This window comes from Neobacillus sp. GCM10023253 (genome assembly GCF_042653105.1).
Classification (GTDB): domain Bacteria; phylum Bacillota; class Bacilli; order Bacillales; family Cytobacillaceae; genus Neobacillus; species Neobacillus citreus.
This window is the reverse complement of record NZ_JBHSHV010000003.1, coordinates 1,108,144-1,132,921: the sequence shown is the minus strand read 5'-3', so window position 1 is coordinate 1,132,921 and position 24,778 is coordinate 1,108,144. Positions and strand designations below refer to the sequence as shown.

The window sequence follows — 24,778 nt, the reverse complement described above, 5'->3', positions numbered from 1 at the left end:
AAATTACGGCCGCTCGATCATCGGATCAGCGGCTTTTTTGGTTAAAAACAATCACATTCTATCATTTATACACTGGGCTAAACATCTGCTAAAAATAATCTATCATTCAGCTAATAAACAGCTAGCATAACTCAGCTTGGTTTTTTATGGTCTAAATCCTTCGGCTGTTGGGCCTTTCTCACTAGCTTACCGGCATCAAAATGTCGGCCATAGGTGGTTACGATTTCTGCCGCTTCTTCATAAGTCGGGATTTGTCCGTTTGCTTTCCTTGTTAAAAAGTAGGATTGAACCTTTCCACTGTAAAACACCCAGCTAAAAAACTTCCTTGCAAAGTTATGCATACCTCCAGTTCGGAAGGAATTCATTTCTTTGCCTGCTTTCCAGACAGTCAATGTCTGGCCGATTCCGCCTTCTAATTGCCCTCTCAATTCCGTATACAGCAAATTGTCGTTCTTGCTCATCGCCTTCATGATTCTCTGGTTTAAAAAGCCATTGATTATTAGGCGCGGTATGTTGAAATGTTCTCCCCTTGTTCAATAAGGTAATTTTTCCAAATCCATCCTCACCCTTGTATAATAGAATCATATGGAAGGGGCGGGATATCTTGTTTAAGGTTATGATTGTAGAGGATGATCCAAAAATACGCGATATTATTTCTGAACACCTATTGAAATGGAGGATTGAACCTAGTAAGATAACAAATTTTGAGAACCTGGATGAACAGTTTATCGAAGTTAAACCCCACCTTGTTCTGCTGGATATTAATTTACCAATCTATGATGGCTTTTATTGGTGTAGCAAAATCAGACAACTGTCCAATGTGCCCATCATCTTCATCTCCTCTCGAAATCAAAATATGGATATCGTCATGGCCATGAATATGGGGGGCGATGATTTTATCCAGAAGCCCTTCTCATTAGAGGTACTGACTGCCAAGATGAATGCTATTTTGCGAAGGACTTACACCTATCAGCAAGAGGAAAAAGAAGTTATCGAGCATAGGGGCTTAATTCTTAATCTAAATAAGGGGAATATTTCTTACCATAACAGCGAAATAGACCTAACCAAAAATGAGTTTCAGATTCTTTATTTATTATTGAAAAAGAAGGAAACCATTGTAACTCGCGATGAAATCATGCAAGCCCTATGGGAAAGTGAAAATTTTATAGATGATAACACGCTAACCGTTAATATCGCACGTCTGCGCAGAAAATTGGAAGATTTGGGTCTCATCGATTTTATCGAAACGAAAAAACGGCAAGGATATATGATTCCATGAAATTCAGATATTACCTTATAGATCAAAAATGGCAGCTTATTACCTTTTATTCAATTCTTGGCGTTATTTCTATCATAATCAGTGTTGAACCACAATTGAGGGTTTCATATAGTAGCCTGCTCTACTTCATCTTGCTGGCGACCTTTTTGTATAATTTATATTTTATCGGTAGTTTTTATCGGAAAAAGGGACAACTTCGCAAATGGCAGTCTCAGGATTTTGAAAGCATTCCTGCCTCCGCCTCTTTCGAACAGCAAATTTATAGCCAGGTGTTAAGACAGTTAGAGGAACAATATTTAAGACAAATACATGAACGAAACGATGCGGCCAAGGAACAGCTCGAATTTATGACGCAATGGTTTCATGAAATAAAAACCCCAATTGCCGTCAGCCGCCTGCTGCTTGAGACGGAAATCGATTCACCAAGCATGCAGGAAGAAATAGATAAAATCGAAGGCTATGTGGAACAGGCCCTCCACTTTTCCCGCCTTAACGATTTTAATAAGGACTATCTAATCCAGGAGATTGATTTGGAAAAGTTGATGAAGGAAATAATCATTGGAGAATCCAAGTCTTTCATCGGCAGAAAGATAAAACTAGATTTACAGGTTTCCTCACTGACTGTATTGAGCGATAAAAAAGGACTGACCTACATAGTTCGCCAGGTTCTATCGAACGCTTTAAAATATACGAAAGAAAACGGCAAGATTACTATCATCGCAGACCCAAAGTCAAGGAATCTTATCATCCGTGATTCTGGTATCGGGATTCCCGCTGAAGATCTTCCCCGTGTTTTTGAAAAAGGATTTACCGGAAAAAACGGCAGAGGCCCTCAAAAATCAACAGGAATGGGACTGTATCTAGCAAAGAAGACAGCAGAGAAGTTAGGACATACATTAATATTGGAATCTGCCACGGATAACGGAACAAAAGCTATCCTTCACTTTCCAGAAACGGTGAATAATATCCATCAAATGTGAAAAAACAAGCTCAACTATCATGAGCTTGTTTTTATTAACCGCACATAACCAGCAGTAGTCATCAAATAGTAAATCAGATAAATAACAAGATATGCACCAAGAAAAATCATAAATGGAACCTGCAGTGGAATCTGTAAAAATTCGGATAGCAAATAAGTAATCATTGCACTATGACTGACAGCAAGCAGCAATGGCAGCACAAAAACAAATCCTACTTGTCTTGCCACCGTCTTTTTAATCTCCTGTTCCGGAATGCCGATTTTTCTGAGGGTTTGATATCTGGCCTTATCGGATGCTGCTTCCATCAACTGTTTGAAATAAATAATGCTTCCCGTTGCGGCCATGAACACAAGTCCAAGAAAACCACAGATGTAGATTAATAGTCCATAGGTTTCAAGTCCGTTATGATATTTATCATAAAAACTCGAATAGATAGGGAGATTGTCATTAAACTGAAGCGGCCTTACAATCTTTTCTAACTTGGAATCTAATTTTTCAAGCGATTTCTCATTCTTCAATTTATAGATGTGCAAATACTGTGGTGAAATCCCCTCTTTTAGCTCCTCATATTGAGCATTACTTATAACCAACGGGAACAACATCTCCCCTTGATTAAGCAGGGAAAATAGCTTATAGGTAGTAATAGTTAACTCTTGTCCGGCCTTAAGAACAAGTTGTTTTCCAGAATAAGGATCGGATTTTACATCCAGATTTCCATCATAAAAGGCCGCTGCTTCATTTCTTTTTAAGTGAAGGGATTCCGGTCTCCCCCTTTTCTCCATTAGTTTCTGAAATGTATTTTCGGAGATCAGCATGGTTTGAAAAAAATCTGGCACCCTTTCCATGCCGTTCAAATCAGCCTCCACAGGAAGATACTCCAGGTTGAGTTGGTATCGGGGGTTATCCTCACTGGCCCTTACAATCAAAGCTGCAATTTCTTTGTTTACTTCATCATCCTTCATATTGAACATATAGCTGTAGGGAAAGTGCTCATTTGTCACTCTATCAATATGATAATAAAAACCAAGAATGGTTCCGCATGCTAATAGTGTCACACTACTTAATAGAGAGATTACGGTCAAGATAAGGACATTTCCTTTAAACCGGTATAATAAATTGGTGATGCCAAGCAGGTTTTTTCCTTTCAAATAAACCCTCTCCAGCCTCTTCATCAATTTTAACAAATAGGCTGCTAGGGAATTCATAAAAAAGTAAGAACCTGCCACAAGGAAAAATACCGCGGTGCCAAATCTAATTCCGGTATTGTGAATTATCGTGAACTTCTCCGGATTCCAAAATAATAGATAGGAAACACCAATCAGGACAACTGCTAAAATACTCGTTATGATAGAGCCTTTCGCAAGCCTCTCTCCTTTACGGTCAGCTTTAAATAACTCGGTAAGCGAAAATCGATAGATTAATCGATAGCTATGGATGGAGGTCACTAATAATATGATAAGAAACACCACGATCGTCTGCAGCATCGCCCTGCTTGATACCGAAAAAGACGCTTGCAGCGAAAAGCCCATTAACTTGAAAATTATCATCATGAACAATTTGGAGAACAATATTCCGGCGCCAATACCTATCACTAAAGCCAGTGCCCCAATGATCATATTTTCATAAAAAAGCAGCAAGGCGATTTTTTTCTTACTCATACCAAATAAGGCGTATAATCCGACTTCCTTTTTCCGCATCCTGGTAAAAAACGAATTGGAATACCAAATGAAAGAACCTGAGAAAATCATGAGAATCATCGATGCCGCAAAAAAAGCAGACTCCAGTTTTCCAATTGTTACAGTACTGCTTAACAGCTGCTGATTGTCTTGGAATGAAACAAAGGTAAAATAAATAGCCGTACTAAAGACCAGCGAATAAAGATAGAGCAAATATTGGCGTATGTTTCGGATGATATTCTTTCTGGCAAGTTTAGAGAGCGTCATATTGCCCGCCTCCTATACTTGAGAGAATATCTAGAATTTGCCCGAAAAGATGCTTTCGCGAGTGCTCACCTTTTCGAATTTCGGTGAAAAGAGTTCCATCTTTGATAAACACAACACGAGAACAAAAGCTTGCGGCATAAGGGTCGTGGGTAACCATAAGGATGGTTGCCGCCTGCTCCCTATGTAGTTCCGATAAAGTTTCCAGCAAATAATAGGCTGACTTTGAATCCAGTGCGCCGGTAGGCTCATCAGCAAATAGGATCTTTGGCTGGCCGATGATTGCTCGACATACAGCGGTCCTCTGCTGCTGTCCCCCTGATATTTCATACGGGAACTTTTCCAAAATTTCTTCAATCCCGAACTTTCGTGCCAAATCGTTAACCTTTCTTTTCATTTCCTTTTGCGGAGTTTTACTAAAGGTAAGCGGCAGGAGAATATTCTCTTCCACTGTTAAAGTATCTAGGAGGTTATAATCCTGAAAAATAAACCCCATTTGATCTCTTCTGAAATCAGTAAGCTCTGTTTCCTTCATGTTTGTCAGGCTTTTACCATTAAATTGAAGGAGGCCGGAGGATGGCTTCTCGATGGTTGAAAGAACATTTAGTAATGTGGATTTCCCTGCACCTGATGGTCCCATGACTCCGACGAATTCTCCCTTAGTAATGTTCAAATCAATATCGTGCAAAGCGGTGTAAGAGTTCCTTTTTGTGCCAAACACCTTATTTATCCCTTTAGCTTCTAATATTAATTCCATATATATCACCCATTTCTAAAATCCTTAGTTTTATCATAGGAAATTAATGGCTTTTTTTCCATAATCAATCCTTACGAAAATGGAAGTGAACCTTACATTTTTGTAAGGATGAGGAAGAGCAAGAAATGATGGTTGCATTATATTAGCATGCTGAGTGATAATGGGTATTGAGTTTCATTTAGTGGAATTTGGATTTAATTGAAGGAGTTGACATCCTTTGCAGAAAAAGACTGCTTTACCGATTCTATTTGTTGTCATGTTTTTAGTAATGGTCGGGTTTGGCATCATCATCCCGGTCCTGCCGTTTTATGCGGAGGAAATGGGGGCGAATCCGACAGAACTTGGGCTGTTAATGGCGGTCTATTCCTTGATGCAACTGATCTTTGCACCAATGTGGGGGCGCCTATCTGACCGCATTGGCCGAAAACCGGTCATGATGATAGGGATTACCGGTCTTGCCCTTTCATTCTTTATTCAAGCGATTTCAACCGAGCTTTGGATGCTGTTTGTCGCCAGAATATTAGGAGGAATGCTTTCATCTGCTAATATGCCAACGGCAATGGCATACGTTGCCGACATTACAACAGAAGAAAACCGCGGAAGAGGAATGGGCATTATCGGTGCTGCGGTTGGCCTTGGCTTTGTTTTTGGACCGGCTGTCGGCGGTATTTTTTCTAAATTCAGCTTGAGTATGCCTTTTTTCCTTGCTAGCGGATCCGCAGCCATCACCCTAGTGCTTGTATTTCTTTTGTTAAAGGAGTCAAAACACGAAACAGGACAGACTTCTGAAGAAAAAAGATCGATCTGGAAAGCCTTTACCCGTGAAGTTTCCGTCTTATTTTTCGTACAATTATTCATTTCTTTATCCCTTTCAGGTTTGGAAGCCACTTTTGCCTATTTTGCTGCTGAAAAAGCGGGTCTTGATTCAACACAACTGGGCTATATCTTCATGATTATGGGGTTTGGCGGCGCGCTGGTACAAGGAGGACTTGTAGGCAGGTTAACAAAGAAATATGGAGAAAGTGCCGTTATTCAAGGTGGAATGATTGTTTCTGCCATTGGATTTGGGCTTATACTACTTGTAGATAACTTTACGACAGCGGCAATCTATTTAACCATTTTTGGATTAGGAAATGGCGTAATCCGGCCAAGTGTTTCTTCACTGCTGACGAAGACATCATCCGCAGGACATGGAAGTTCAACTGGGCTTTTGTCATCCTTTGACTCGTTGGGCCGTATTATTGGACCGCCGCTTGGAGGCTGGCTGTTTTCGCTGGCGATTGGTCTACCTTATATTTCAGGTGCTATAATCACCATCCTGGCATTTTTCATGTTTTTATTTTTCAGGCCACGTGTGAAACCTGCAAACATTTAAAAGCTAAAGGCATATGTTCATCGGACGAGCATAAAATGGGTTACGAGAATTCATTTATTAAAGGAGCTCGGAACTCATGAAAATAAAAACCTACTTAACTGCCTGCGGTTTGCTAATTACCATTGGTTTAGGTGCCTATCTGGATTCACCATATTCTTTTATAAACAAAAAATTGTCCTATACAGCTGATCAGCCGGTCCATGCGGTTCAAGCCAGCGTAGAGCCGCCGGAGGACATGCCGGAGATGGTAGAGAAACTGGTGAAACGTGAAAAAAAGGATGGTTATATTCTTGAAACTTATCAGGAGTATGAGGTTTATAAAGACGAGGATGGAAATATAAGCGAAGAAGTGCCCACCTCCAAGACAGAGATATTAAAATATTATGATTATAGAAATAAGGACCGCTAAAATAGCGGTCCTTATTTTAATAAAATATCCATCCATACCTTTATGGCCACTGCCAAAATCAATATCCCCATTATCATTTGCAGAATTTTTGTATTCATTCTCTTCCCTGCATTAGCACCAAGTGGAGCCGCCAGTAAACTGGCCACAACCAGTATCAGCGCAGGTAAAATGTCGACGTGACCGGTAGTGATTTTACCGGTAATCGAACCAATAGATGAAATAAGGGTAATCGCCAATGATGAGGCGATGGTCATCCGGGTCGGTATCTTTAAAACAACAAGCATGATTGGCACCAAGAGGAAAGCACCTCCTGCCCCCACAATGCCGGCTCCAATCCCGACGATAAATGCCAATATTGCCCCCAGCCATTTATTAAATTGCACTTGATCGAGCGGGATATTATCAATCCCTTTTTTCGGGATAAAAATCATAATGACAGCAATTAAAGCAAGAATACCGTATACAATATTTATGCCGCTTTCGGGCAATTGCGAAGATACGAATCCCCCAATAAAACTACCAAGCAAAATACTGATCCCCATATAGGCAATAAGAATTTTATTTAAATAATCGCCCTTCCGGTAGGCTAAAACACCCCCGATTGTGGCAAAAAATACCTGGATGGCCGTTATTCCTGAAACCTCGTGTGCTGTAAAATGGCCGATACCAAGCGCCGGAGGAATATACAAAAGCATCGGAAAATTTATGATGGCCCCGCCTATTCCCAACATACCCGATAGAAATGCACCTACAAATCCGATAATAAAAACTGTAATGATAAAACTAATTTCCATGACTGCCCCCTAAAAGTAAGGAACAATTTAGTCCCTTCCCATAATAAATATTACAGGTTGATGCCCAGTTGCACAAGAAATGTTTGTCTTACCAAACATCAATACCTATATGGGTATTTTTCAAAAAAAAATAAAAGAGGGCACCTCCACTCTTTTTACCGGCTTTTCACGAGTAGATTTACGGCCTCTTTTACTAGTTCTTCCATGTTTTTATCCCCTTGCTCTTCTGCCTTTTTTACACACTCCACCAAATTGGAGCTTACAATAACACCAATTGTACGATCAATGGCAGTTCTAGAAGCAGATAGTTGGGTAATAACGTCTTTGCAGTCCTTGTTTTCTTCCATCATTTTTAATATTCCGCGCAACTGGCCTTCAATACGTTTGACTCTATTTTTAATTTGATCATTATAGTCCAAATCGCTTACCTCCTAATAAAAACAAGCATTGACATGATTTATATTATACCCGCAAAGGTATATTGTCAACCTACTTAAAATTAGTTGCATTTCTCCATGATTTAACTCTTCCATATTCACCTAATTTTTATGACCTCATATGATAAAAATAAACGTTAACTATTGATATTTAAGGGAGATAATGTATAATTCATAGTATAACTATAGGAATTAATGGATAGGAGGACTAAAGCGTGATGCGTTTTTTTAAAAACCTTTTCGTTGAACATTGTCCGAAATGCAATAAAGAGTTGGAAACACATAAATCCAATTTATTAAGCTCAGTTGTCGTAAAATCCTGTCCAGAGCAGCATTATCAGAAAGAATATCATCCAGCTTTTGAAACATATATTGAAAGCGATACTGTCTCCTAATAGGCGGAGTTCCACAGCTCCGCTCATTATATTTTTTATTACATATGAATTTTTCGTTTATTTAGAGATAATGTACAGTTCTTTTTGGAATTTTTCTAATATCTCTTCAAAGGGGGAATGAATTAAAAGAGGAAACAGATCTTCGAGGGCTTCATAATAGTCCTGTCCTAACAACTCGCGCAAAATCACATACCTCTGAAACAGCAGGGCTATTTCAAAGTCAATGCCCATGTCATATAAACCATTAAACAAGTCTTCTTTTGGTAATTTTCTTATTTTCCTCAGAATCTTTTCATTTTTTTCGATAAATTTTTCATGGAGATAGTGGGTTACATAGTCTGTATAAATCATTTGCCCGATTTCATTTGTTTCTTTTTTGGAATGATTAAAGCCGATGACACGGTCTTCCTTTTTTTCCTGAAGGATAAATGTTTTATTACCGCTTAAATGGGTGATGAAATTCTTCACACTTTTATCAAAAATTTTATCAAACTGGATGATTTGATGTAGTTTTACTGCAAAATCCTTATGTTCCTCCCCCACGACGAATAACCGGTCTACAATCGGCAACAGCTTTAAAACTCCTTCAGATAGCTTGCTGGAAGCATCATAAATGATAATATCATGTTTTTTCTTCATCGCTTTGACTTTTCGCTTTTGTTCCGTTAATGTCAGTTTGGCGAACTCATGGATCAATTCGTTTGAACAATCTTCCTTTTCTAGACTCCCATATGATATAAAAGCGACGGATAAATTTGTGTTTGTCTTAAGCCAATTATAGATCGATAATGACAGTTCAGTTACACCTGATTTTGCTTTCGGGGAATAAAAACCGACCAAATACATTTTTCTCACCTGCCTTATAGTTATTCATATTCAGATGTGAACTATTTGGTTGGACAAACTCCCATTCTTACAAAACGCTTTCTTGGTCCACTTCCATTTATAAACACCCCCCTTAAAAATTTTTCAAAAGACAATCCCATTTTCCTATGTTTTGCATTTACTATACCTGAGAGGAGATGAATAGACGAATGAGCGATAATACATTTCATCAATTTGCCCATGAATTAGTAAATGAAGAAGTAAATGTTGTTACAACTCAAGGAAATTTTGAAGGAAGGCTGCTTTTAGTCGGTTCAGATATTATTGTCCTGCAAAATAGAATGGCTGCACGGCGCAGAATTATCATTAGGATTCTCGAAATCGTAGCACTGTTCCGAGCAGAAATCCGGCCAACAGGCCCATTTGGCTTTATGGGCGCCGCTCCTGAGTTTGAGGAATCCCGTGAAAGCCGTGATCACGAGCACAACTAATCATGTAAAAATCCGCATTAAAAATACATGTTTGTCTATACGCCGCAAAACCTTCAGACATACCCTGTAGTAAAGGATGTTGGAGGTGATATGTATGAGCGGCGGCGGCGGAGCAGGATTTGCTTTAATCGTAGTTCTGTTTATTTTGTTGATTATTGTTGGTGCAAGCTTTATGGGCGGTTACTTTTATTAATAAATACCGTTAATATGGTAATCCACCATAAAAGACGATCTATTTGCAAAAATAGATCGTCTTTTTCATTCTTTCAAGCTGATATTTTAATATCTTTTTTGTTAATATAAAAGATAATTAAGATAAGTTATAGATGGCAGGGTGATATACATGGAGAAAGAGTTTTATAATCGGATGGGTAGTCAAGAACAGGTGCTGCTTAATCGTCTTTCAAACTATCAGGAAGTATACTGGTCGAATGGCAAGCTTGAGAAATATCAGACGGGAATCGAAAAATGTACGTTAACATGGATTGATATTGACGATGCGGAAAAGCGTTTGGAGCGCTTTGCTCCCTATATTGCAAAAGTGTTTCCGGAAACTCAGAATACAGGCGGCATAATCGAATCTCCGTTAGTAAAAATTCCAAGCATGCAACAAAAAATGGAACAAGATTTAGGGCAGCGAATTTCGGGTGATCTTTGGTTAAAATGTGACAGTCATCTTCCTATTTCAGGGTCCATTAAGGCTAGAGGCGGTATTTACGAGGTTTTAAAACATGCGGAAAAATTAGCTTTGAGTCAAAGGCTTTTAACAATGGATGACGATTACTCGGTTTTGGACAGTGACCAATTTCGTAATTTCTTCTCGCAATATTCGATTGCAGTCGGTTCCACCGGTAATCTCGGTTTGAGCATTGGTATTATGAGCGCAAAGATAGGTTTTAACGTTACTGTACATATGTCTGCGGACGCCAAACAGTGGAAAAAAGATTTGCTGCGTTTAAAAGGGGTAACAGTGGTTGAATACGAATCGGACTACAGCAAAGCGGTCGAGGAGGGCCGACGACAGGCCGAGGCTGACCCGTCCTGTCATTTTATTGATGATGAAAATTCCCAAGATTTATTTCTAGGTTATGCGACTGCTGCCTTGCGGTTAAAAAATCAATTACAAGAATTAAAGATAACTGTAGATGAAAATCATCCATTATTTGTATACCTGCCATGCGGTGTTGGTGGTGGGCCAGGCGGTGTGGCTTACGGTCTAAAGCTACTGTTTAAAGATAATGTTCACTGTTTCTTTGCCGAACCCACTCATTCCCCATGTATGCTGCTGGGAATGATGACAGGCCTTCATGACCAAATTTCCGTGCAGGATATTGGACTAGATAATCTCACCGACGCAGATGGACTTGCTGTCGGCAGACCTTCCGGCTTTGTCGGGAAAATCATCGAGCCATTTTTAAGTGGAATTTATACGGTTAGTGATGAGAGGCTGTATAAACTGCTGAAGGATTTGGCAGACTCAGAAAATATTTATCTAGAACCCTCTGCATTAGCCGGGATGAATGGTCCTGTGTGGCTGGCTGGTGAGGCTTCAGATTATCTGAGCAGGCATGGGTTATCTGAAAAGGTCAGCCAAGGTACGCACATTGTTTGGGCGACTGGTGGAAGCATGGTACCAAAGGAAATGATGGAGAAGTATTATCAAAAAGGTGTTAATTCATAAGTTCAGGGCCGCTGAATATGGTTGCGGCCCTTTTTAAAGTACCCCAAATTGGGTAATATGACTTCCAAAAGCTATATCTTTCCTTGGAAAATTCGACTCTTCTGTTAACAGTTTTGCCAGCATAATTAAAGCTTCATTAATAAAAAGACCTTTATTCAACATGACGCAATCTGACCTCTTTGCCTGAGACACATCGGTAATTTCCGACCGTGCCGCTATTCCCTTTTTCGTCAGTTTCTCTAAAACACCCGTTGCCCAAATAACAGGGACATGAGCAGCAGAACAGATCGTGAGGATTTCTTCCTGAACAAATGACAGGTTTTCGGGGCCAACCTCTACGGCCAGGTCACCTCGGGCAATCATAATCCCAAATTTATTAAAGTTTAACCCTTCGATGATGATTCTAGATAGTTGATGAATGGCATCCTTGGTTTCAATTTTTGCTACAACAGCCAAATCCCCTGCTGCTTTTCGATTCAATTCCACCCTTAATTTTCTTAAATCCTGCGGTGAATGTACGAAGGAAATACCTGCGATGTCGGCATGTTTGGTGACAAACCTTAAATCCTGAATATCTTTTTCAGTTAGGGCAGGAACATTTAAGCTAAGTAGTGAATCAGGTAAATTTATCCCTTTCCCTTGTTTGACCTGGTATGGAGCGATTGCTGGTGACAGGATTTCAACTTCCACGTACTCTTTTGTTACGTGGTGAACAATTCCCATAATTTTTCCGTCATCGATGAAAATTCGGTCTTTGGCACGGACATTTCGAAATGCTTTCACCAGCGTCACCGGAACTCCAGCAGGTTGATCTGTTGTTTGCGGATGTCCTATTTGCTGAGGATCCAGATATAATCTTAATGTATCGCCTTTTTTGACAAAAATATTAGCGGATTGCAAGTCACCAATCCGCACCTTTGGGCCAGCCAAATCCATGAAAATTTTGCATGTCCGGCCTTGATAGTTACCTTCGTCCCTCAGTTTATTTTCTGCATTCCGCAATGCTCCGATAATTTGCAACCAAACCTCCGGATGATGGTGGGCACAATTGATTCTGGCAACATTCATCCCATTTAATAGTAAACTCTCCATTAAGACGGGCTCATGGATACTTTTTACATCCAAGGTGACCATGATGGAGGATTGCAGGCCAGGATTGGTGTTTCCAAAGAGTCCGTAGGTGCGGTGTCGCACGTTTTGCCTTGCGGCTTCCGGTGTCGGAGCGTGGAGGCTTGTCGATGGAATTACCTGAGCATCCAAGTTTTTTAATATTTTTTCTAATGTATATAATACATGGGGCTCCGAGTGGTCAAGTGCTGCCAATCCTCTGTTTGTTAATTGTTCGCTGATTTCTGACGTTAATTTTTTCCGTAAAGACAAATAGGCAATTAGGTTATCCCGACTTGCCAAGGAGTCCGTTACTAGGAAATTTTTACTGGCATTTTCACTTTCCTGTTTGACCTGATAATCTATACTCAACATTTGTTGGATGAAATCTGGAGAATTATTGAAAACCACTCTTTTTCTCTCCTTATTGATAAATTTAATTAAGGAGTAATCGGATGCTATATTGGTTACCCTCGTATTCGTTGTATTTATGGCAACTAAATTCATTATCATAAAATTGTATGCAACGACGAGTGGAGCGATGTATGTACAGCTTTTTACTTGTGGTAACTTGCATATAAAAATGATTTGGACTGTTTGGATACTGGATGCGGAAAATCGGAACTGGGATTGTGTATTGCGGGGAACTATGCGACCGAATTCGGGAAATCGGTACCGGGTTGGGAGCCTAAACACTCTTTATAACGACCGAACCTTAAATTATCCCTCGCTTCGGTCGTTATGATCGCCTCATAACGACTGAACTACCAAAAACTCCCACGATTCAGGCGTTATAAACGCCTCATAACGACTGAAACATCGAAAAGTTCCACGCCTCGGTCGTTATGAACGCCCCCATAACGACCGAACTACCAAAAACCCCCACGCCTCGGGCATTATGAACGCTTCATATCGACTGAACTACCAAAACTCCCATGCTTCAGGCGTTATAAACGCCTCATAACAACCGAACCATCGAAAAATTCCATGCTTCGGGCGTTATGAACACCCCATAACAACCGAACTACCAAAAACCCCCACACCAAGGGCGTTATAAATCCTACAAAATTGTCAAAAAGATGCACCAGCCTGAAAAAAACAGCCAGTACTGCCTCCAAACTTAAACCTGCTTATTCTTACCTGTCCACCCGTTCAAACCATCCCCAGCAACGCGTCCTCTAGCAGTTCCGGCAGGCGGTCCGGGGTGCAGCCGAAACAAAGAATTCCCATTCCCGCCTAGTTGCAGAGACAATCAATATAGATTTAGACAAAAAAATTGCCGAGAAAAATAACCTTTCTCGACAACCTGAGTACATGCACTAGGCATGTACCTTTAAAGCTTATGGATTTATACAAAAACTAGCAACAGCCATAGGTATAAGCTGATTAAGGTAAAAATTAATGTCGGCGGAATAACGAGAATTGTTACCTTTATATACTCCATCCAAGGAATTTGAATTTTATTGTTTTTAAGAATGTGCATCCAAATAAGGGTTGCCAGCGTTCCAATCGGCAGAATGAGCGACCCGATATCACTGCCAATGATATTGGCAAGATAAACAGTTTTCATGATTAATGGGTCCAAGCCCATTTCTGTTAATGCCAATGTAGAAATCATCAAAGCCGGGTGATTGTTAAAAATATTCGAGAGCACTGATGTAATCACACCCATCGTCAAGCTGGCATGGAACAGGCTGTCATTTACGATCGATTTTAGATGCACCAGCAACAAATTGGTCAGTCCAATATTGTGTAATCCGTAAATGATAACATACATGCCGAATGCAAAAATTAAGATATGCCATGGAATTTTACCAATAACATCTTTTGGGTTGATTTTTAAATATACCCATCTCCAGATTAGCAGGATAATGGAGCCTAAGACAGCCACTAATGATACAGAAATGCCAAGATATGAAGCAACAAATAAACTGATTCGTACTATGAATACGAAGATGAGCATATTGATCATCAATTTCTTTTTTTCATTAAACAAAACATCGCTATTTTTTTGCAACGGGTGATAGAGTCGATTTTTTTGCAGTGGAATGCAGTAAGAATGTGGGGAAATTTGTTGAGGAATTTCCTTCTTGAAAATCATATAGAGCAGTAAGGATAGAAACACTAATCCAAGAACACCTGGCACAAACATCATTTCCGTCTGCATATAAAGGTCCATCCCGATAATCTTTAAGGCAATTAAATTGACGATATTGCTGACCCCGATTGGCGCACTTGAGGCCGTCGCAATGAGGGCACCACTCAAAAGGTAAGGAATCATTTGCCGTACTTTTAAGCCTAAATTCTTAAGCGTTAAGATTAAAATGGGTGTGGTAATCAAAATGCTGCCGTCATTATTGAAAAAGAGTGTCATTAAAAAGCAAAGCAGTAAAGTATACCAGTATAGACGGACACCAGAACCCTTTGAAACTTTTAACATTAAAGCTGCTGTCCAGCTAAAAAATCCGATGCTTTCCAATACAATCGCCATAACGATTGTGGCTATGATGGTGATGGCTGCCCCCGTTACTTTTGAACTAATATCTACTAGGTCCGCCGTAGAAACACTTCCGCTTAAAAAAACGATCACCGCTCCAATGGAAGCAGGAATGGCTTCATTCATATTTTTTGGACGGATAAATATCATTATCATAGTAAATAAAAAAGCTAGTATGGTAATGATAACCGTCGATTGGTCATATATCGTAATAATTTCACATCCTTGCAAATTGTTTTATTGATTTGAAATTGTTTATCCCACCCCTCGTCCTATGGTTTATTTTACGCCTGTCCTTGACTGGTTGACCTAAACGAGTATCTCGGTCTCACATAAATCAGCAAAAGACTAAATAATTTTTCCTTTTATTATGTAGGCAGCTGCCGACTTTGGATACAGAAGAAGAAAAACAAAAATCCGGTACTATGGATAAAAGTACCGGATTTTATTTCATATTTTCATAAAATACATTTTTTACAGAGTTATTATTTCTTTTTACCCTTTCCGCCCTTTTTTCCTTTGCTGCCATGACTTCCGCTGCTGCCGTGGCTTCCCGAACTGCCATGGCTTCCGCTGCTGCCGTGGCTTCCTGAACTGCCATGGCTTCCACTGCTGCCGTGGCTTCCTGAACTGCCATGGCTTCCACTGCTGCCGTGGCTTCCCGAACTGCCATGGCTTCCACCACTTCCTGAACTTCCGTGGCTGCCATGCTTTTTCGGACCAGGGCCAGGTTTTTTATGTTTTTTATGCTTTTTATGATGACCAGGGCCTCGACCCCCACTTGATCCTCCGCTGCTTCCGTGACTGCCGGTGCTGCCGCCCTTGCTTCCACTGCTGCCATGTGATCCGGTGCTACCACTGCTGCCCTTACTGCCATGTGATCCAGTGCTACCGCTGCTGCCGGTACTGCCATGTGATCCAGTGCTACCGCTGCTGCCGGTACTGCCATGTGATCCAGTGCTTCCACTGCTGCCCTTACTGCCGCCGCTTCCAGTGCTTCCGCTGCTGTGATGTTTCTTTGGACCAGGACCATGCTTCTTATGTTTTTTCAACGGGCCTTTTCCACTGCTGCCAGACTTGCCAGAACTACCGCTGCCCTTTGAGCCTGTGCTGCCAGTACTTCCGTGACTGCCAGTGCTTCCGTGACTGCCGGTGCTTCCGTGACTGCCGGTGCTTCCATGACTGCCGGTACTTCCATGACTGCCGGTACTTCCATGACTGCCGGTACTTCCATGACTGCCGGTACTTCCATGACTCTTTCCGCCTTTGCCTTTCTTATGTTTACCAGCAGGATTATTATGCATAAATGCAAGTACACCATTTGCTTCTGCTTGTTGTAATAATTCTTCAACGCCAAGATTTAACACCATTTATACACCACTTTCCAATACAATTTATTTTCTCTTTCAATTTATGAAATTGGCGTATGTTTTGATATAGACAGATATATATTTTTCAAAACTAAAAGTCATTTAGGAAACAAATACACACCTCCAATATATATTGCATATATCTAGATAAAATATGGTATAGGGGTATTAAAGTGTTAAAATACGAAATTTTAATAAATCCTAAATGGTTAAGAAAATTGGAATATGATATTTGGAATGACGATTTAGTCCCAGCTGTGTTAAAGATTGGAAACAATCGCTATAAAATAAGCCTTTCGTACCGCGGCAATGTAATTAGAGATAAGAAAAAGAGATCCTACCGGATTGTATTTGAAAAGCCATTTACAAAGAATGGCGCCCATGAACTTCATCTTAATGCCGAGTTCTCAGATATATCCTTGTGCAGGAACAAACTATCACTAGATTTTTTTGATCGGATCGGCGTTATATCTCCTCACTCACGCCATATACTTTTATACGTTAACGGATATTGTAAAGGTATTTACTTAGAAATAGAATCATTAGACCAATACCTCCTGGAAAAAAGAAATTTACCGGATGGTGCCATTATTTACGCAACCAATAATCGAGCGAACTTCTCCTTAATAACGAAAAAAAATGAACCAAAAAAGAGGCTCGACCAGGGGTATACGCTAAAATATGGCAATAAAGAAGATATGGAACATTTACGGAGTTTCATTGCGATGATAAATGTGCTAAAAAATAAGGATTTTAAAAGAGAAATCGTCAATATATTGGATGTAGACAAATATTTAAGATGGCTTTGTGGCGTGGTTTGTACACAAAACTACGATGGATTTATCCATAATTATGCACTCTACAAAAATGGAGAAACAAATTTATACGAAATCAGCCCTTGGGACTATGACGGTACCTGGGGAAGAAACCTCCATGGCCGGCTCCTTGATTATGATTACGTCCCCGTTACAGGATATAACACTTTAACTGGGCGAATTCTACACTTCCCGGAATTTAAATCGAGATATAAAGAAATTCTATTCTCTATTTTAGATAATGATTTTACCGTAGAGGTTCAAGCACCGATTATCAATGAGCTATTGGAAAAAATAAAACCCTACATCAGCCTAGATCCTTATATTGAATTGGATGAGGAAACACTGGACGAGGAAAAAAATGTCTTTTTTGAGTTTATTCGAAATAGAAATGCCTATCTTAGCAGCGAACTTTCTATTTTAATTTAGGCCTTAAGTATATGGTTTTTGACCATATTTTTTTTGCCTATTTTTCAGGTACTTGTTAAAAAAAGGCTACTTTATTAGTACAACATCATCCCATGATACATATAGATGCAGTGTAAATGTTTATCTAAATATAAGGAGGAAACTATGGGTTATGAATAAAGAGTCGATGATGCAATATGTGGGCAAAACGATTCGTGTCGATCGGGGTGGCCCTGAATCCAGGATGGGAAAAGTATTGGCCGTTTTTGAAGATTATTTTGTTCTTTTAACTGAAAGTGATGGCGTGGTTTATTACAAAACCAATCATATTAGAAGTGTGACTGAGAGTTCAAGGGATCTTTTGAAACTCGGTGTGAATATTCCAAAGAACTTCGAATACAAAACTGGCGAAAACTTTGTCAAACTATTAGAAAGTATTCGTTATCAATGGATACGAATTAACCGCGGAGGAACTGAAGCCTTAGAAGGAGTACTAAATGATGTAAGTAAAGATATTGCTTCTTTAATTGTGAAAGAAGAGGTCGTTCGTTTTTCTATGAAGCATATCCGAAACATTAGTTATGGTTTATTGCTTGAGGGCAAATCCGGCGGCAGTAAGAACGACGAGAGCAATGATGAAGATGAGAATGAGGAAGATGAAGGTTCGAGAGAGGAAAGTAACGATTAAAAATGAGTCGCTTCTCCTATGAGGAGCGACCCATAATCTCTTTAGGAGGCTGAATAATGGGATTAGAGAAATTTACTGCTGCTTTAGATTTGCTAAAAGGCTTCTATGTGAATCTATATGTAGGTGAGGAAGTTTATAAAGGTAAATTGCTTGGCGTTGAAGAAGACCATGTTGTCTTAGAAACCGACCAGAAATTTATCTTTTACTACCGAATTGATAAAATTCAGGCCATTACGAAGAATACAAGAGACTTTAAAGTTCTAAATTCTAAGACACCATTTCAAAAAACACAAAGCTTGATCGCTTTATTAAATTCATTTCAACACACCTGGGTCACGATTCTAAGTATCCATAAGCAAAGATTTAGCGGCGTGCTTAGTGAAGTAGATTCAGATTTTGTTACTTTGATTAATGGTGAAGAACGAATTTTATTAAAATTAGACTATGTGTCCAATATTCTCAAAGGATTTATAAAAGAAGAAAAAAAAGCCACGGAAAATAAGGAAGCAGCAGAAGGACAAAACAAGACAGAAAACAAACAAGAACAATCGAAGGAAAAAGCAGCTGCTAAAAAGGATAATAGTAACCAAAAATCGGATAAAAAGGATGCTGAAGCAAAAGCCGATACACACTCTGAAAAAAATGAAAAAGTGGAAATCAAGGAAAAAGATGAAATCAAGGAAAATGATGATAAGCATCAGGCGGCGGACCAAGAGCTTGCAGGCTGGTCAAAGCCATTTAAATTGGAAAGCCCGGTCGCAAATATTGAAGAGGATGAAAGTCATTCAAGTTCCGGAAATGAGGAATCAAAACCGGAGGAAAAACCAGCTCCAGTATTGCTTAAGACTGTAGTAAAAAAGAACAGCGATAATCAAAATGATAATAAATCTAAAAATCAAGAGAAAACAAAACAGGTTGTTTCACAAAAAGAAACAGCGAAAGAAAAAAATGAGCAAAAGGCAAAACAAGTGGCAAAGTCTGATACTACTGCTGCTAAAACAAAGGAAAAAACAAAATCGGAAGCTGTATCACGAAATAAGAAAGAAATGAAAACAACGGAAACCGCTCCAGCCAAATTAAAAGATAAAATAACAGCAGAAACCGCGCAATCCCCATCTGCTACCACAAAATTTGAAAAGGGCCAAAAAGAAAAGAGATTTATATGGAATGCCTTCGAGCAGGAAAAGAAATCCTCCCGTTTTGCCGGTGAAGGAGCAGTCGGTTCAAATGTAAATCCTTCCCCATTCGAGGGTGAAATCGTGTCAGGATCGATGGTGAAATCTTTACCATTTGCCGAAATCGCATCTGGCTCCAGCAAGAACTCATACTCGTTTGCTGAACCTGCAAAAATAAAGAGATTCAGAGTTTATTAATAAAAAAAGCTGTTTATTATTTATGACAATATCAAGTAATCATTCAACCATTTTAATTGTCCACACTAATCCCCTTTTACAAAAGTGAGCTGGGGTCCATTATGTTCATCCACTTTTTTATTGAAAGGGAATGTTGAAGCCCCTCTCTTTTTGTAAACGTCACTTCTTTGGAAAGGAGTGTGTGAAATGAATTTTAAAGAAGCAATTGGAAAATATATCAAAATTGAAATTGCCGGCAAGAAACTTTTAAGCGGCATGCTGATTGATGTTGGCGGTGATTTGTGTGTATTGTTTAACGGGACTGATTATCTTTATATCCCTACCATTCATATACAAAACTGGCAGTATCTCAAACAGGATGAAATTGAGGAAATCACAATCAGTAATGAACCTACCCCTATCTATAATCATAATGAAGATATCTCTTTAAGAAAAATCCTTACATCTGCGAAGGGTATTTTTACAGAAATCTACGTTACAAGTAAACAAGCACTGCATGGTTACATTATCAGCATCATGAACAATTATTTTGTGTTTTACTCACCTATTTATAAAACCATGTTTATCTCATTAAATCATTTAAAATGGCTTATACCTTACACAAATAATAAAAGACCTTATGGCCTAAGCAACTCCAATTTACCTGTTAATCCAAGCAGTATCACCTTTGCTCGATCATTCGAAATCCAAATAGAAAAACTAAAAGGAGAACTGGTTGTCTTCAACATTGGAGAAAACGAAAATGTCATTGGCAAAATCCAAAACATAAAAAACAACTTCGTCGAATTAATCTCAGCCAAAGAAGACCCAGTCTACCTCAACCTCCATCACATCAAAACCCTCCACATGACGTAGCAACTATCTGTGCCCATCTGCCCGCAAAGTAAACAAGCTCTAGGCACAAAATAAAGTGGTGTCAGGCACCGCCCGTGGAAAATTAAGAAAGGCTGAATCATATTCTTATTGTTTCTGATTCAGCCTTGTTGTTTTTTTGGTAGGCCTTTTTTCAAAGTTATAACTTTGTTTGAAGTTTTTCAGCCTCTGATATTATCCTGCCGATTAATTTGCTCACGGTTATGTTTCTAGCCAGCCTTGGACTTTGTCCGGACCAGAGTGACATATATTCGTGGTTTCCTTTGGCGGCCGAGGCTTTTCTAATTGCCTTTGTCAGTTCGTTCTGCACTGGATAGTCTGGTAGATGATCCTCCATTTGTTCATGTTTTTCGATAAACCGATTGTTAATCCCCCTAGCCATTTTACCGGAAAAGGCTTTGGTCAAAACAGTTTGGTCCTCCTCCGCTTCTAAAATTGCCTGCTTATGCAGTTTATTGGCTCCGCTTTCTTCACATACCAAGAAGGCTGTCCCCATTTGCACTGCTAAGGCGCCCAAACATTTGGCCGCCATAACTCCACGCCCGTCCATGATCCCGCCTGCCGCGATAATCGGAATACGTACACTGTCAGTTGCTTGTGGAAGGAGGGACATCAAACCGATTAAACTTTGTTGGTCCCCGCCTAAAAACGTTCCGCGGTGTCCGCCCGCTTCCATCCCTTGGACCACAACCGCATCCATCCCTGCTTCTTCATTCAATTTTGTTTCCTGTACTGTAGTGGCCGTTCCAATCAGGATAATGGTATTCTGTTTAAGTTTGGCTGTGATTTCTGCTGACGGCAGCCCAAAGGTAAAGGAACACACTGGGATTTTTTCTTCGATAATGATATCCACCTGTTCATGAAACTTCTTTAGGTCTTCTTCGAAACTAGGGAGACTTGGATTACCCTCTATTCCCAATTCCTCCTGCAGAGGTATTAAAACGGATTTGGCATTGTTAATCTTATCCTCATCGACATGATAAGTACTTGGAACAAATAAATTCACACCGAAATTACTTGAAGTTAACTCACGAATTTCATGAATTTGCTGCCTCAATTGACTTGGACTTAAATAACCCGCGCCAATCATTCCGAGCCCACCGCTATTGGAAACAGCGGCAACTAATTCCGAAGTTGTCACCCCTCCAGCCATTGGCGCCTGAATAATTGGATACTTAACTTCCAGCAACTTCGTTAAAGAATTTTCCCACATATTCTACCTCCTCTATACAAACTTAACTATAACGATTAAATTCGTTATCCTGCAAGATAAATTCGGAAAATAATGATATTTCTGGTAAGCAACAATGAGAAACCGCTCCAATATTATGGTAAGCTATCGATATAAACAAAGTGTGAATGGATAAGTGGGGGTCTAAATGGAACGAATTATTTTGTATGATGGGGTCTGTAATCTTTGCAATAAGAGCGTCCAATTTATTATAAAAAGGGATTCCTCAGGCCAATTCAAATTTGCATCCCAGCAAGGTGTCGCCGGACAAAACCTGCTCAAGAAATTCACCTTACCCCCTAAGATGAACAGTTTTGTGCTAATAGAAAATGAAAAAATCTACCTTGAATCAACGGCAGTACTTAAAGTTTGTAAGGATCTTTCAGGGGCATGGAGACTCCTCGCTGTTCTGTTCGTCATCCCCCTCCCCATTCGTGACCGGCTTTATAAAACAATTGCCAGCAACCGATATAAGTGGTTCGGAAAAACAGAAAGCTGCATGCTTCCAAAACCGGAATGGAAAAATAGATTTTTAGATTAATGCTGCTAAACTAAAACAAAACAGCCCCTCTAGGTGCTGTTTTTTCCTTTTTAAAGATTTCAAGAACCGGTAAACGACCTTTTATGAAAAGCACCAATATACTTAAAAATTTCCTCACCGCTATCAGGCAGCGCAGTGTCAGGCCCTAATTTAATAAACATGGCCCGATAAGGTTCAGGTACCCATATATAATGATGAATGTAATCAGTTATGATAAAGCCGCATTTTTCCCAAAAGCGAATTCTTGCGAGGTTTTCGTCGGTCTGGTCAGATTCAACCTCTATAACAAGATTCTCACATTGGCCTTCCTGTGCCGCCCATTCTTTAATATAAGTAACCATGTTTTTACCAATTCCCTGGTTTTGATACTCCTCTGGGACAGCGAGGTAATCAATTAATAACGCAGATATTCCAGCAAGTTTTCCGCTGATTGCCATTGCCGTTGCCTGATTATCCAAAAATCCCACGTGCAAACAACAAAGCTTCTTCCTGAACATGTTTCGGATAATCTTCTCCGGCTTTGCTCCCTTACCAAGAAAAGCCTCTTCATAAATAGGAAAAACCTTACCCCATATAGCCTCATCAAAGTAGTCAATTGTTTTAAATTCCAATAATGGACAACCTCCATAAAGTACTTTCTATCATCATACACATAAAATTCCATTTAAAAAAAGACCCTTGAACAAAGTCAAGGGCCAAAGCGAGAACCTAGCGGTCACAACTAAGTCTCAAATTAGGAGGTCTAAACTCAGAAGAATTTAAACAACTATAGTGTAACATTTTCTAAAAATTCATTCAATAGTTTAAAGTGTTAAAGACTAAAAGTATTTTAAAAATTCAGGAAAACACTATACTTTTTTACCAACCCTCCCCATCATTTACTTAACTTTTCCAATAAAATTTCATTATTGACAAACATGTATATACAAGTCATAATGAAAACGTAATCAAAACTTGTATATACAGGTAGAAACCAACAGGTAAACTCATACAAAACCTGTATAAAATTAAGGGTTTGATAAAAATATAGGAAACAAATGGGTATTACCCATTCGTTAGGGGGAAATCAGATGAGTAAATACACAGATCCTTCAAAGGAATTACTCAAACATATTGGCGGTAAAGAAAACATTGCTGCCGTTACTCACTGTGTAACTAGAATGCGGTTTGTTTTAAAGGATCCATCGAAAGCCGATGTAAAAAGTATTGAATCAATCGGACTTGTTAAAGGTACATTTACCCAAGCTGGCCAATTTCAAGTCATTATTGGAAATGAAGTTTCTAGCTTTTATAATGAATTCGAAAAAATTGCAGGTGTTGAAGGCGCTTCAAAAGAAGAAGCAAAAATTGCAGCGAAGAAAAATCAAAACTGGCTGCAGCGGATGATGGGGCATTTAGCCGAAATCTTCACACCATTAATTCCAGCCCTTGTTGTCGGCGGTTTAATCCTTGGATTCCGAAATATTATTGGCGACATTAAACTATTAGATGATGGAACAAAAACAATTGTAGAAGTTTCTCAATTTTGGGCCGGAGTCCACTCATTCCTTTGGCTGATTGGTGAGGCGATTTTCCACTTCCTCCCTGTCGGCATCACCTGGTCTGTAGCCAAGAAAATGGGCGCATCGCAAATTCTTGGTATCGTTCTCGGAATTACCTTAGTATCACCGCAATTGCTAAATGCTTATGCCGTTGCGGGAGCGAAAGAAATTCCTACATGGGATTTTGGTTTTGCACACATTAAGATGATTGGTTATCAAGCTCAAGTAATCCCTGCGATTCTAGCTGGCTTAACTTTAGGCTTCCTTGAAACGAGACTGCGTAAAGTAGTGCCAAATTCAATTTCGATGATTGTTGTGCCATTTTTTGCACTGGTTCCGACTGTATTAATTGCTCACACAATTTTAGGGCCGATCGGCTGGCAAATTGGTTCAGGCATTTCTCATGTGGTTTATTCAAGCTTAACCTCTTCCTTCGGCTGGTTGTTTGCAGCAATCTTTGGATTTGCTTATGCTCCACTAGTCATAACAGGCTTACACCATATGACAAACGCAATTGACCTTCAATTGATGAGTGAGCTTGGCGGTACAAACCTATGGCCAATGATTGCTTTATCCAATATCGCTCAAGGTTCAGCCGTTCTTGCGATGATTTTCATCAACCGTAAAAACGAAGAGGAAAAGCAAGTTTCAATCCCGGCGACCATTTCATGTTACCTTGGGGTGACGGAGCCGGCAATGTTTGGTATTAACCTGAAATATGGTTTCCCATTCTTAGCAGCCATGATTGGTTCCATGGTTGCAGGCGTTGTATCTGTAGCAAGCGGTGTTATGGCTAACTCAATTGGTGTCGGTGGTCTTCCTGGCATCTTATCGATACAAGCAAAACATATGGCGATGTTTGCTGTCTGCATGGTCATTGCCGTTGTTGTTCCATTCCTGTTAACAACCATCTTTGCAAAAACGGGAATGAACAAATTTTCTTTGAAAAAATAACTCCAATCAAGGAGGGA

26 protein-coding genes are annotated in these 24,778 nt (G+C 39.6%); 14 read left to right on the top strand and 12 right to left on the bottom strand.

Going from position 1 to position 24,778, the window contains the following annotated elements:
* Positions 1-131: 131 nt before the first annotated feature.
* The gene (locus tag ACFPA1_RS05835; RefSeq protein WP_213140112.1) at positions 132-461 is read right to left on the bottom strand and encodes a hypothetical protein; all 330 of its coding nucleotides are present in this window, start codon (positions 459-461) and stop codon (positions 132-134) included.
* A 155-nt stretch (positions 462-616) separates the two neighbouring features.
* On the opposite strand from ACFPA1_RS05835, the gene ACFPA1_RS05830 reads away from it, so the two are divergent.
* Positions 617-1,279: a response regulator transcription factor gene (locus ACFPA1_RS05830; protein ID WP_277398192.1), complete on the top strand. Its 663-nt coding sequence runs from the start codon at positions 617-619 to the stop codon at positions 1,277-1,279.
* Positions 1,276-2,259: a sensor histidine kinase gene (locus ACFPA1_RS05825; protein ID WP_213140114.1), complete on the top strand. Its 984-nt coding sequence runs from the start codon at positions 1,276-1,278 to the stop codon at positions 2,257-2,259. Before ACFPA1_RS05830 ends, ACFPA1_RS05825 begins: the two co-directional genes overlap by 4 nt.
* A gap of 17 nt (positions 2,260-2,276) precedes the next feature.
* On the opposite strand, the gene ACFPA1_RS05820 is transcribed toward ACFPA1_RS05825, so the two are convergent.
* Both ACFPA1_RS05820 and ACFPA1_RS05815 read right to left on the bottom strand, forming a co-directional pair.
* Positions 2,277-4,202, bottom strand: a complete 1,926-nt coding sequence (locus tag ACFPA1_RS05820; RefSeq protein WP_378581696.1) for an FtsX-like permease family protein — start codon at positions 4,200-4,202, stop codon at positions 2,277-2,279.
* Positions 4,189-4,956, bottom strand: a complete 768-nt coding sequence (locus ACFPA1_RS05815; protein WP_213140116.1) for an ABC transporter ATP-binding protein — start codon at positions 4,954-4,956, stop codon at positions 4,189-4,191. Before ACFPA1_RS05815 ends, ACFPA1_RS05820 begins: the two co-directional genes overlap by 14 nt.
* A 217-nt stretch (positions 4,957-5,173) precedes the next feature.
* Between ACFPA1_RS05815 and ACFPA1_RS05810 the strand changes: the two genes are divergently transcribed.
* A complete protein-coding gene (locus tag ACFPA1_RS05810) occupies positions 5,174-6,331 on the top strand; it encodes an MFS transporter (RefSeq protein ID WP_378581695.1) in 1,158 nt (385 codons plus the stop codon).
* 76 nt (positions 6,332-6,407) lie between these two features.
* Complete coding sequence (locus ACFPA1_RS05805) at positions 6,408-6,740, top strand: hypothetical protein (RefSeq protein ID WP_213140118.1); 333 nt, start codon at positions 6,408-6,410, stop codon at positions 6,738-6,740.
* Positions 6,741-6,751: 11 nt separating this feature from the next.
* Here the strand turns inward: ACFPA1_RS05805 and ACFPA1_RS05800 are convergent, their stop codons facing one another.
* Together ACFPA1_RS05800 and ACFPA1_RS05795 are read right to left on the bottom strand one after the other, a co-directional pair.
* Positions 6,752-7,534: a sulfite exporter TauE/SafE family protein gene (locus tag ACFPA1_RS05800; RefSeq protein WP_213140119.1), complete on the bottom strand. Its 783-nt coding sequence runs from the start codon at positions 7,532-7,534 to the stop codon at positions 6,752-6,754.
* A gap of 155 nt (positions 7,535-7,689) precedes the next feature.
* Positions 7,690-7,953, bottom strand: a complete 264-nt coding sequence (locus ACFPA1_RS05795) for a metal-sensitive transcriptional regulator (RefSeq protein ID WP_213115713.1) — start codon at positions 7,951-7,953, stop codon at positions 7,690-7,692.
* A 233-nt stretch (positions 7,954-8,186) separates the two neighbouring features.
* Here ACFPA1_RS05795 and ACFPA1_RS05790 point away from each other — a divergent pair, with 233 nt between their 5' ends.
* The gene (locus ACFPA1_RS05790) at positions 8,187-8,366 is read left to right on the top strand and encodes a hypothetical protein (RefSeq protein ID WP_213141340.1); all 180 of its coding nucleotides are present in this window, start codon (positions 8,187-8,189) and stop codon (positions 8,364-8,366) included.
* Between the two features lie 57 nt (positions 8,367-8,423).
* Here ACFPA1_RS05790 and ACFPA1_RS05785 read toward each other — a convergent pair whose 3' ends face one another.
* Entirely contained in the window at positions 8,424-9,212 is a 789-nt protein-coding gene (locus ACFPA1_RS05785; protein WP_213140120.1) for a hypothetical protein, read from the bottom strand.
* 188 nt (positions 9,213-9,400) lie between these two features.
* On the opposite strand from ACFPA1_RS05785, the gene ACFPA1_RS05780 reads away from it, so the two are divergent.
* The 3 genes from ACFPA1_RS05780 to ACFPA1_RS05770 all read left to right on the top strand — a co-directional run bounded on the left by ACFPA1_RS05780 (position 9,401) and on the right by ACFPA1_RS05770 (position 11,363).
* Positions 9,401-9,682: a DUF2642 domain-containing protein gene (locus ACFPA1_RS05780; protein WP_213140121.1), complete on the top strand. Its 282-nt coding sequence runs from the start codon at positions 9,401-9,403 to the stop codon at positions 9,680-9,682.
* A gap of 94 nt (positions 9,683-9,776) precedes the next feature.
* Positions 9,777-9,875, top strand: coding sequence for a YjcZ family sporulation protein (locus ACFPA1_RS05775; RefSeq protein ID WP_241113772.1), 99 nt, complete (start codon positions 9,777-9,779; stop codon positions 9,873-9,875).
* A gap of 150 nt (positions 9,876-10,025) precedes the next feature.
* Positions 10,026-11,363: a D-serine ammonia-lyase gene (locus tag ACFPA1_RS05770; RefSeq protein ID WP_378581694.1), complete on the top strand. Its 1,338-nt coding sequence runs from the start codon at positions 10,026-10,028 to the stop codon at positions 11,361-11,363.
* A gap of 33 nt (positions 11,364-11,396) precedes the next feature.
* Here ACFPA1_RS05770 and ACFPA1_RS05765 read toward each other — a convergent pair whose 3' ends face one another.
* The 4 genes from ACFPA1_RS05765 to ACFPA1_RS05750 form a co-directional block, all read right to left on the bottom strand.
* Positions 11,397-12,881 carry a pyruvate kinase gene (locus tag ACFPA1_RS05765; protein WP_378581693.1) on the bottom strand — a complete coding sequence of 495 codons (1,485 nt, stop codon included), beginning with the start codon at positions 12,879-12,881 and terminating at the stop codon, positions 11,397-11,399.
* A 937-nt stretch (positions 12,882-13,818) separates the two neighbouring features.
* Positions 13,819-15,123: an arsenic transporter gene (locus ACFPA1_RS05760; protein WP_241113775.1), complete on the bottom strand. Its 1,305-nt coding sequence runs from the start codon at positions 15,121-15,123 to the stop codon at positions 13,819-13,821.
* Positions 15,124-15,412: 289 nt separating this feature from the next.
* Positions 15,413-16,000, bottom strand: coding sequence for a hypothetical protein (locus tag ACFPA1_RS05755; protein WP_213140124.1), 588 nt, complete (start codon positions 15,998-16,000; stop codon positions 15,413-15,415).
* 15 nt (positions 16,001-16,015) lie between these two features.
* Positions 16,016-16,324 carry a hypothetical protein gene (locus ACFPA1_RS05750; RefSeq protein WP_378581692.1) on the bottom strand — a complete coding sequence of 103 codons (309 nt, stop codon included), beginning with the start codon at positions 16,322-16,324 and terminating at the stop codon, positions 16,016-16,018.
* 186 nt (positions 16,325-16,510) lie between these two features.
* Here ACFPA1_RS05750 and ACFPA1_RS05745 point away from each other — a divergent pair, with 186 nt between their 5' ends.
* The 4 genes from ACFPA1_RS05745 (at position 16,511) to ACFPA1_RS05730 (ending at position 20,476) form a co-directional block, all read left to right on the top strand.
* The gene (locus ACFPA1_RS05745) at positions 16,511-17,581 is read left to right on the top strand and encodes a CotH kinase family protein (protein WP_378581691.1); all 1,071 of its coding nucleotides are present in this window, start codon (positions 16,511-16,513) and stop codon (positions 17,579-17,581) included.
* A gap of 151 nt (positions 17,582-17,732) precedes the next feature.
* Entirely contained in the window at positions 17,733-18,248 is a 516-nt protein-coding gene (locus tag ACFPA1_RS05740; RefSeq protein WP_213140127.1) for a hypothetical protein, read from the top strand.
* 56 nt (positions 18,249-18,304) lie between these two features.
* The gene (locus tag ACFPA1_RS05735) at positions 18,305-19,621 is read left to right on the top strand and encodes a hypothetical protein (protein WP_213140128.1); all 1,317 of its coding nucleotides are present in this window, start codon (positions 18,305-18,307) and stop codon (positions 19,619-19,621) included.
* A 186-nt stretch (positions 19,622-19,807) separates the two neighbouring features.
* Complete coding sequence (locus tag ACFPA1_RS05730; protein ID WP_213115724.1) at positions 19,808-20,476, top strand: DUF2642 domain-containing protein; 669 nt, start codon at positions 19,808-19,810, stop codon at positions 20,474-20,476.
* Between the two features lie 157 nt (positions 20,477-20,633).
* Here the strand turns inward: ACFPA1_RS05730 and ACFPA1_RS05725 are convergent, their stop codons facing one another.
* On the bottom strand, positions 20,634-21,707 hold the full coding sequence (locus ACFPA1_RS05725) for an NAD(P)H-dependent flavin oxidoreductase (RefSeq protein ID WP_213140129.1): 1,074 nt from the start codon (positions 21,705-21,707) through the stop codon (positions 20,634-20,636).
* A 166-nt stretch (positions 21,708-21,873) separates the two neighbouring features.
* Between ACFPA1_RS05725 and ACFPA1_RS05720 the strand changes: the two genes are divergently transcribed.
* Positions 21,874-22,266: a thiol-disulfide oxidoreductase DCC family protein gene (locus ACFPA1_RS05720; RefSeq protein WP_213140130.1), complete on the top strand. Its 393-nt coding sequence runs from the start codon at positions 21,874-21,876 to the stop codon at positions 22,264-22,266.
* Between the two features lie 59 nt (positions 22,267-22,325).
* Here the strand turns inward: ACFPA1_RS05720 and ACFPA1_RS05715 are convergent, their stop codons facing one another.
* Positions 22,326-22,877, bottom strand: a complete 552-nt coding sequence (locus tag ACFPA1_RS05715; RefSeq protein WP_213140131.1) for a GNAT family N-acetyltransferase — start codon at positions 22,875-22,877, stop codon at positions 22,326-22,328.
* A 459-nt stretch (positions 22,878-23,336) separates the two neighbouring features.
* Between ACFPA1_RS05715 and treP the strand changes: the two genes are divergently transcribed.
* Positions 23,337-24,761: a PTS system trehalose-specific EIIBC component gene (gene treP, locus ACFPA1_RS05710; RefSeq protein ID WP_213140132.1), complete on the top strand. Its 1,425-nt coding sequence runs from the start codon at positions 23,337-23,339 to the stop codon at positions 24,759-24,761.
* Positions 24,762-24,778: the final 17 nt, after the last annotated feature.

Excerpts from the sequence above, each read along its gene's own strand:
- ACFPA1_RS05805 (WP_213140118.1), top strand. The coding sequence starts at position 6,408 with ATGAAAATAAAAACCTACTTAACTGCCTGCGGTTTGCTAATTACCATT.
- ACFPA1_RS05730 (WP_213115724.1), top strand. The coding sequence starts at position 19,808 with ATGAATTTTAAAGAAGCAATTGGAAAATATATCAAAATTGAAATTGCC.
- ACFPA1_RS05720 (WP_213140130.1), top strand. The coding sequence starts at position 21,874 with ATGGAACGAATTATTTTGTATGATGGGGTCTGTAATCTTTGCAATAAG.
- ACFPA1_RS05770 (WP_378581694.1), top strand. The coding sequence starts at position 10,026 with ATGGAGAAAGAGTTTTATAATCGGATGGGTAGTCAAGAACAGGTGCTG.
- ACFPA1_RS05815 (WP_213140116.1), bottom strand. The coding sequence starts at position 4,956 with ATGGAATTAATATTAGAAGCTAAAGGGATAAATAAGGTGTTTGGCACA.
- ACFPA1_RS05830 (WP_277398192.1), top strand. The coding sequence starts at position 617 with ATGATTGTAGAGGATGATCCAAAAATACGCGATATTATTTCTGAACAC.
- ACFPA1_RS05835 (WP_213140112.1), bottom strand. The coding sequence starts at position 461 with ATGAGCAAGAACGACAATTTGCTGTATACGGAATTGAGAGGGCAATTA.
- ACFPA1_RS05785 (WP_213140120.1), bottom strand. The coding sequence starts at position 9,212 with ATGTATTTGGTCGGTTTTTATTCCCCGAAAGCAAAATCAGGTGTAACT.
- ACFPA1_RS05775 (WP_241113772.1), top strand. The coding sequence starts at position 9,777 with ATGAGCGGCGGCGGCGGAGCAGGATTTGCTTTAATCGTAGTTCTGTTT.
- ACFPA1_RS05740 (WP_213140127.1), top strand. The coding sequence starts at position 17,733 with ATGAATAAAGAGTCGATGATGCAATATGTGGGCAAAACGATTCGTGTC.
- ACFPA1_RS05780 (WP_213140121.1), top strand. The coding sequence starts at position 9,401 with ATGAGCGATAATACATTTCATCAATTTGCCCATGAATTAGTAAATGAA.
- ACFPA1_RS05820 (WP_378581696.1), bottom strand. The coding sequence starts at position 4,202 with ATGACGCTCTCTAAACTTGCCAGAAAGAATATCATCCGAAACATACGC.
- ACFPA1_RS05725 (WP_213140129.1), bottom strand. The coding sequence starts at position 21,707 with ATGTGGGAAAATTCTTTAACGAAGTTGCTGGAAGTTAAGTATCCAATT.
- ACFPA1_RS05735 (WP_213140128.1), top strand. The coding sequence starts at position 18,305 with ATGGGATTAGAGAAATTTACTGCTGCTTTAGATTTGCTAAAAGGCTTC.
- treP (WP_213140132.1), top strand. The coding sequence starts at position 23,337 with ATGAGTAAATACACAGATCCTTCAAAGGAATTACTCAAACATATTGGC.
- ACFPA1_RS05760 (WP_241113775.1), bottom strand. The coding sequence starts at position 15,123 with ATGATAATGATATTTATCCGTCCAAAAAATATGAATGAAGCCATTCCT.
- ACFPA1_RS05825 (WP_213140114.1), top strand. The coding sequence starts at position 1,276 with ATGAAATTCAGATATTACCTTATAGATCAAAAATGGCAGCTTATTACC.
- ACFPA1_RS05800 (WP_213140119.1), bottom strand. The coding sequence starts at position 7,534 with ATGGAAATTAGTTTTATCATTACAGTTTTTATTATCGGATTTGTAGGT.
- ACFPA1_RS05755 (WP_213140124.1), bottom strand. The coding sequence starts at position 16,000 with ATGGTCCTGGTCCAAAGAAACATCACAGCAGCGGAAGCACTGGAAGCG.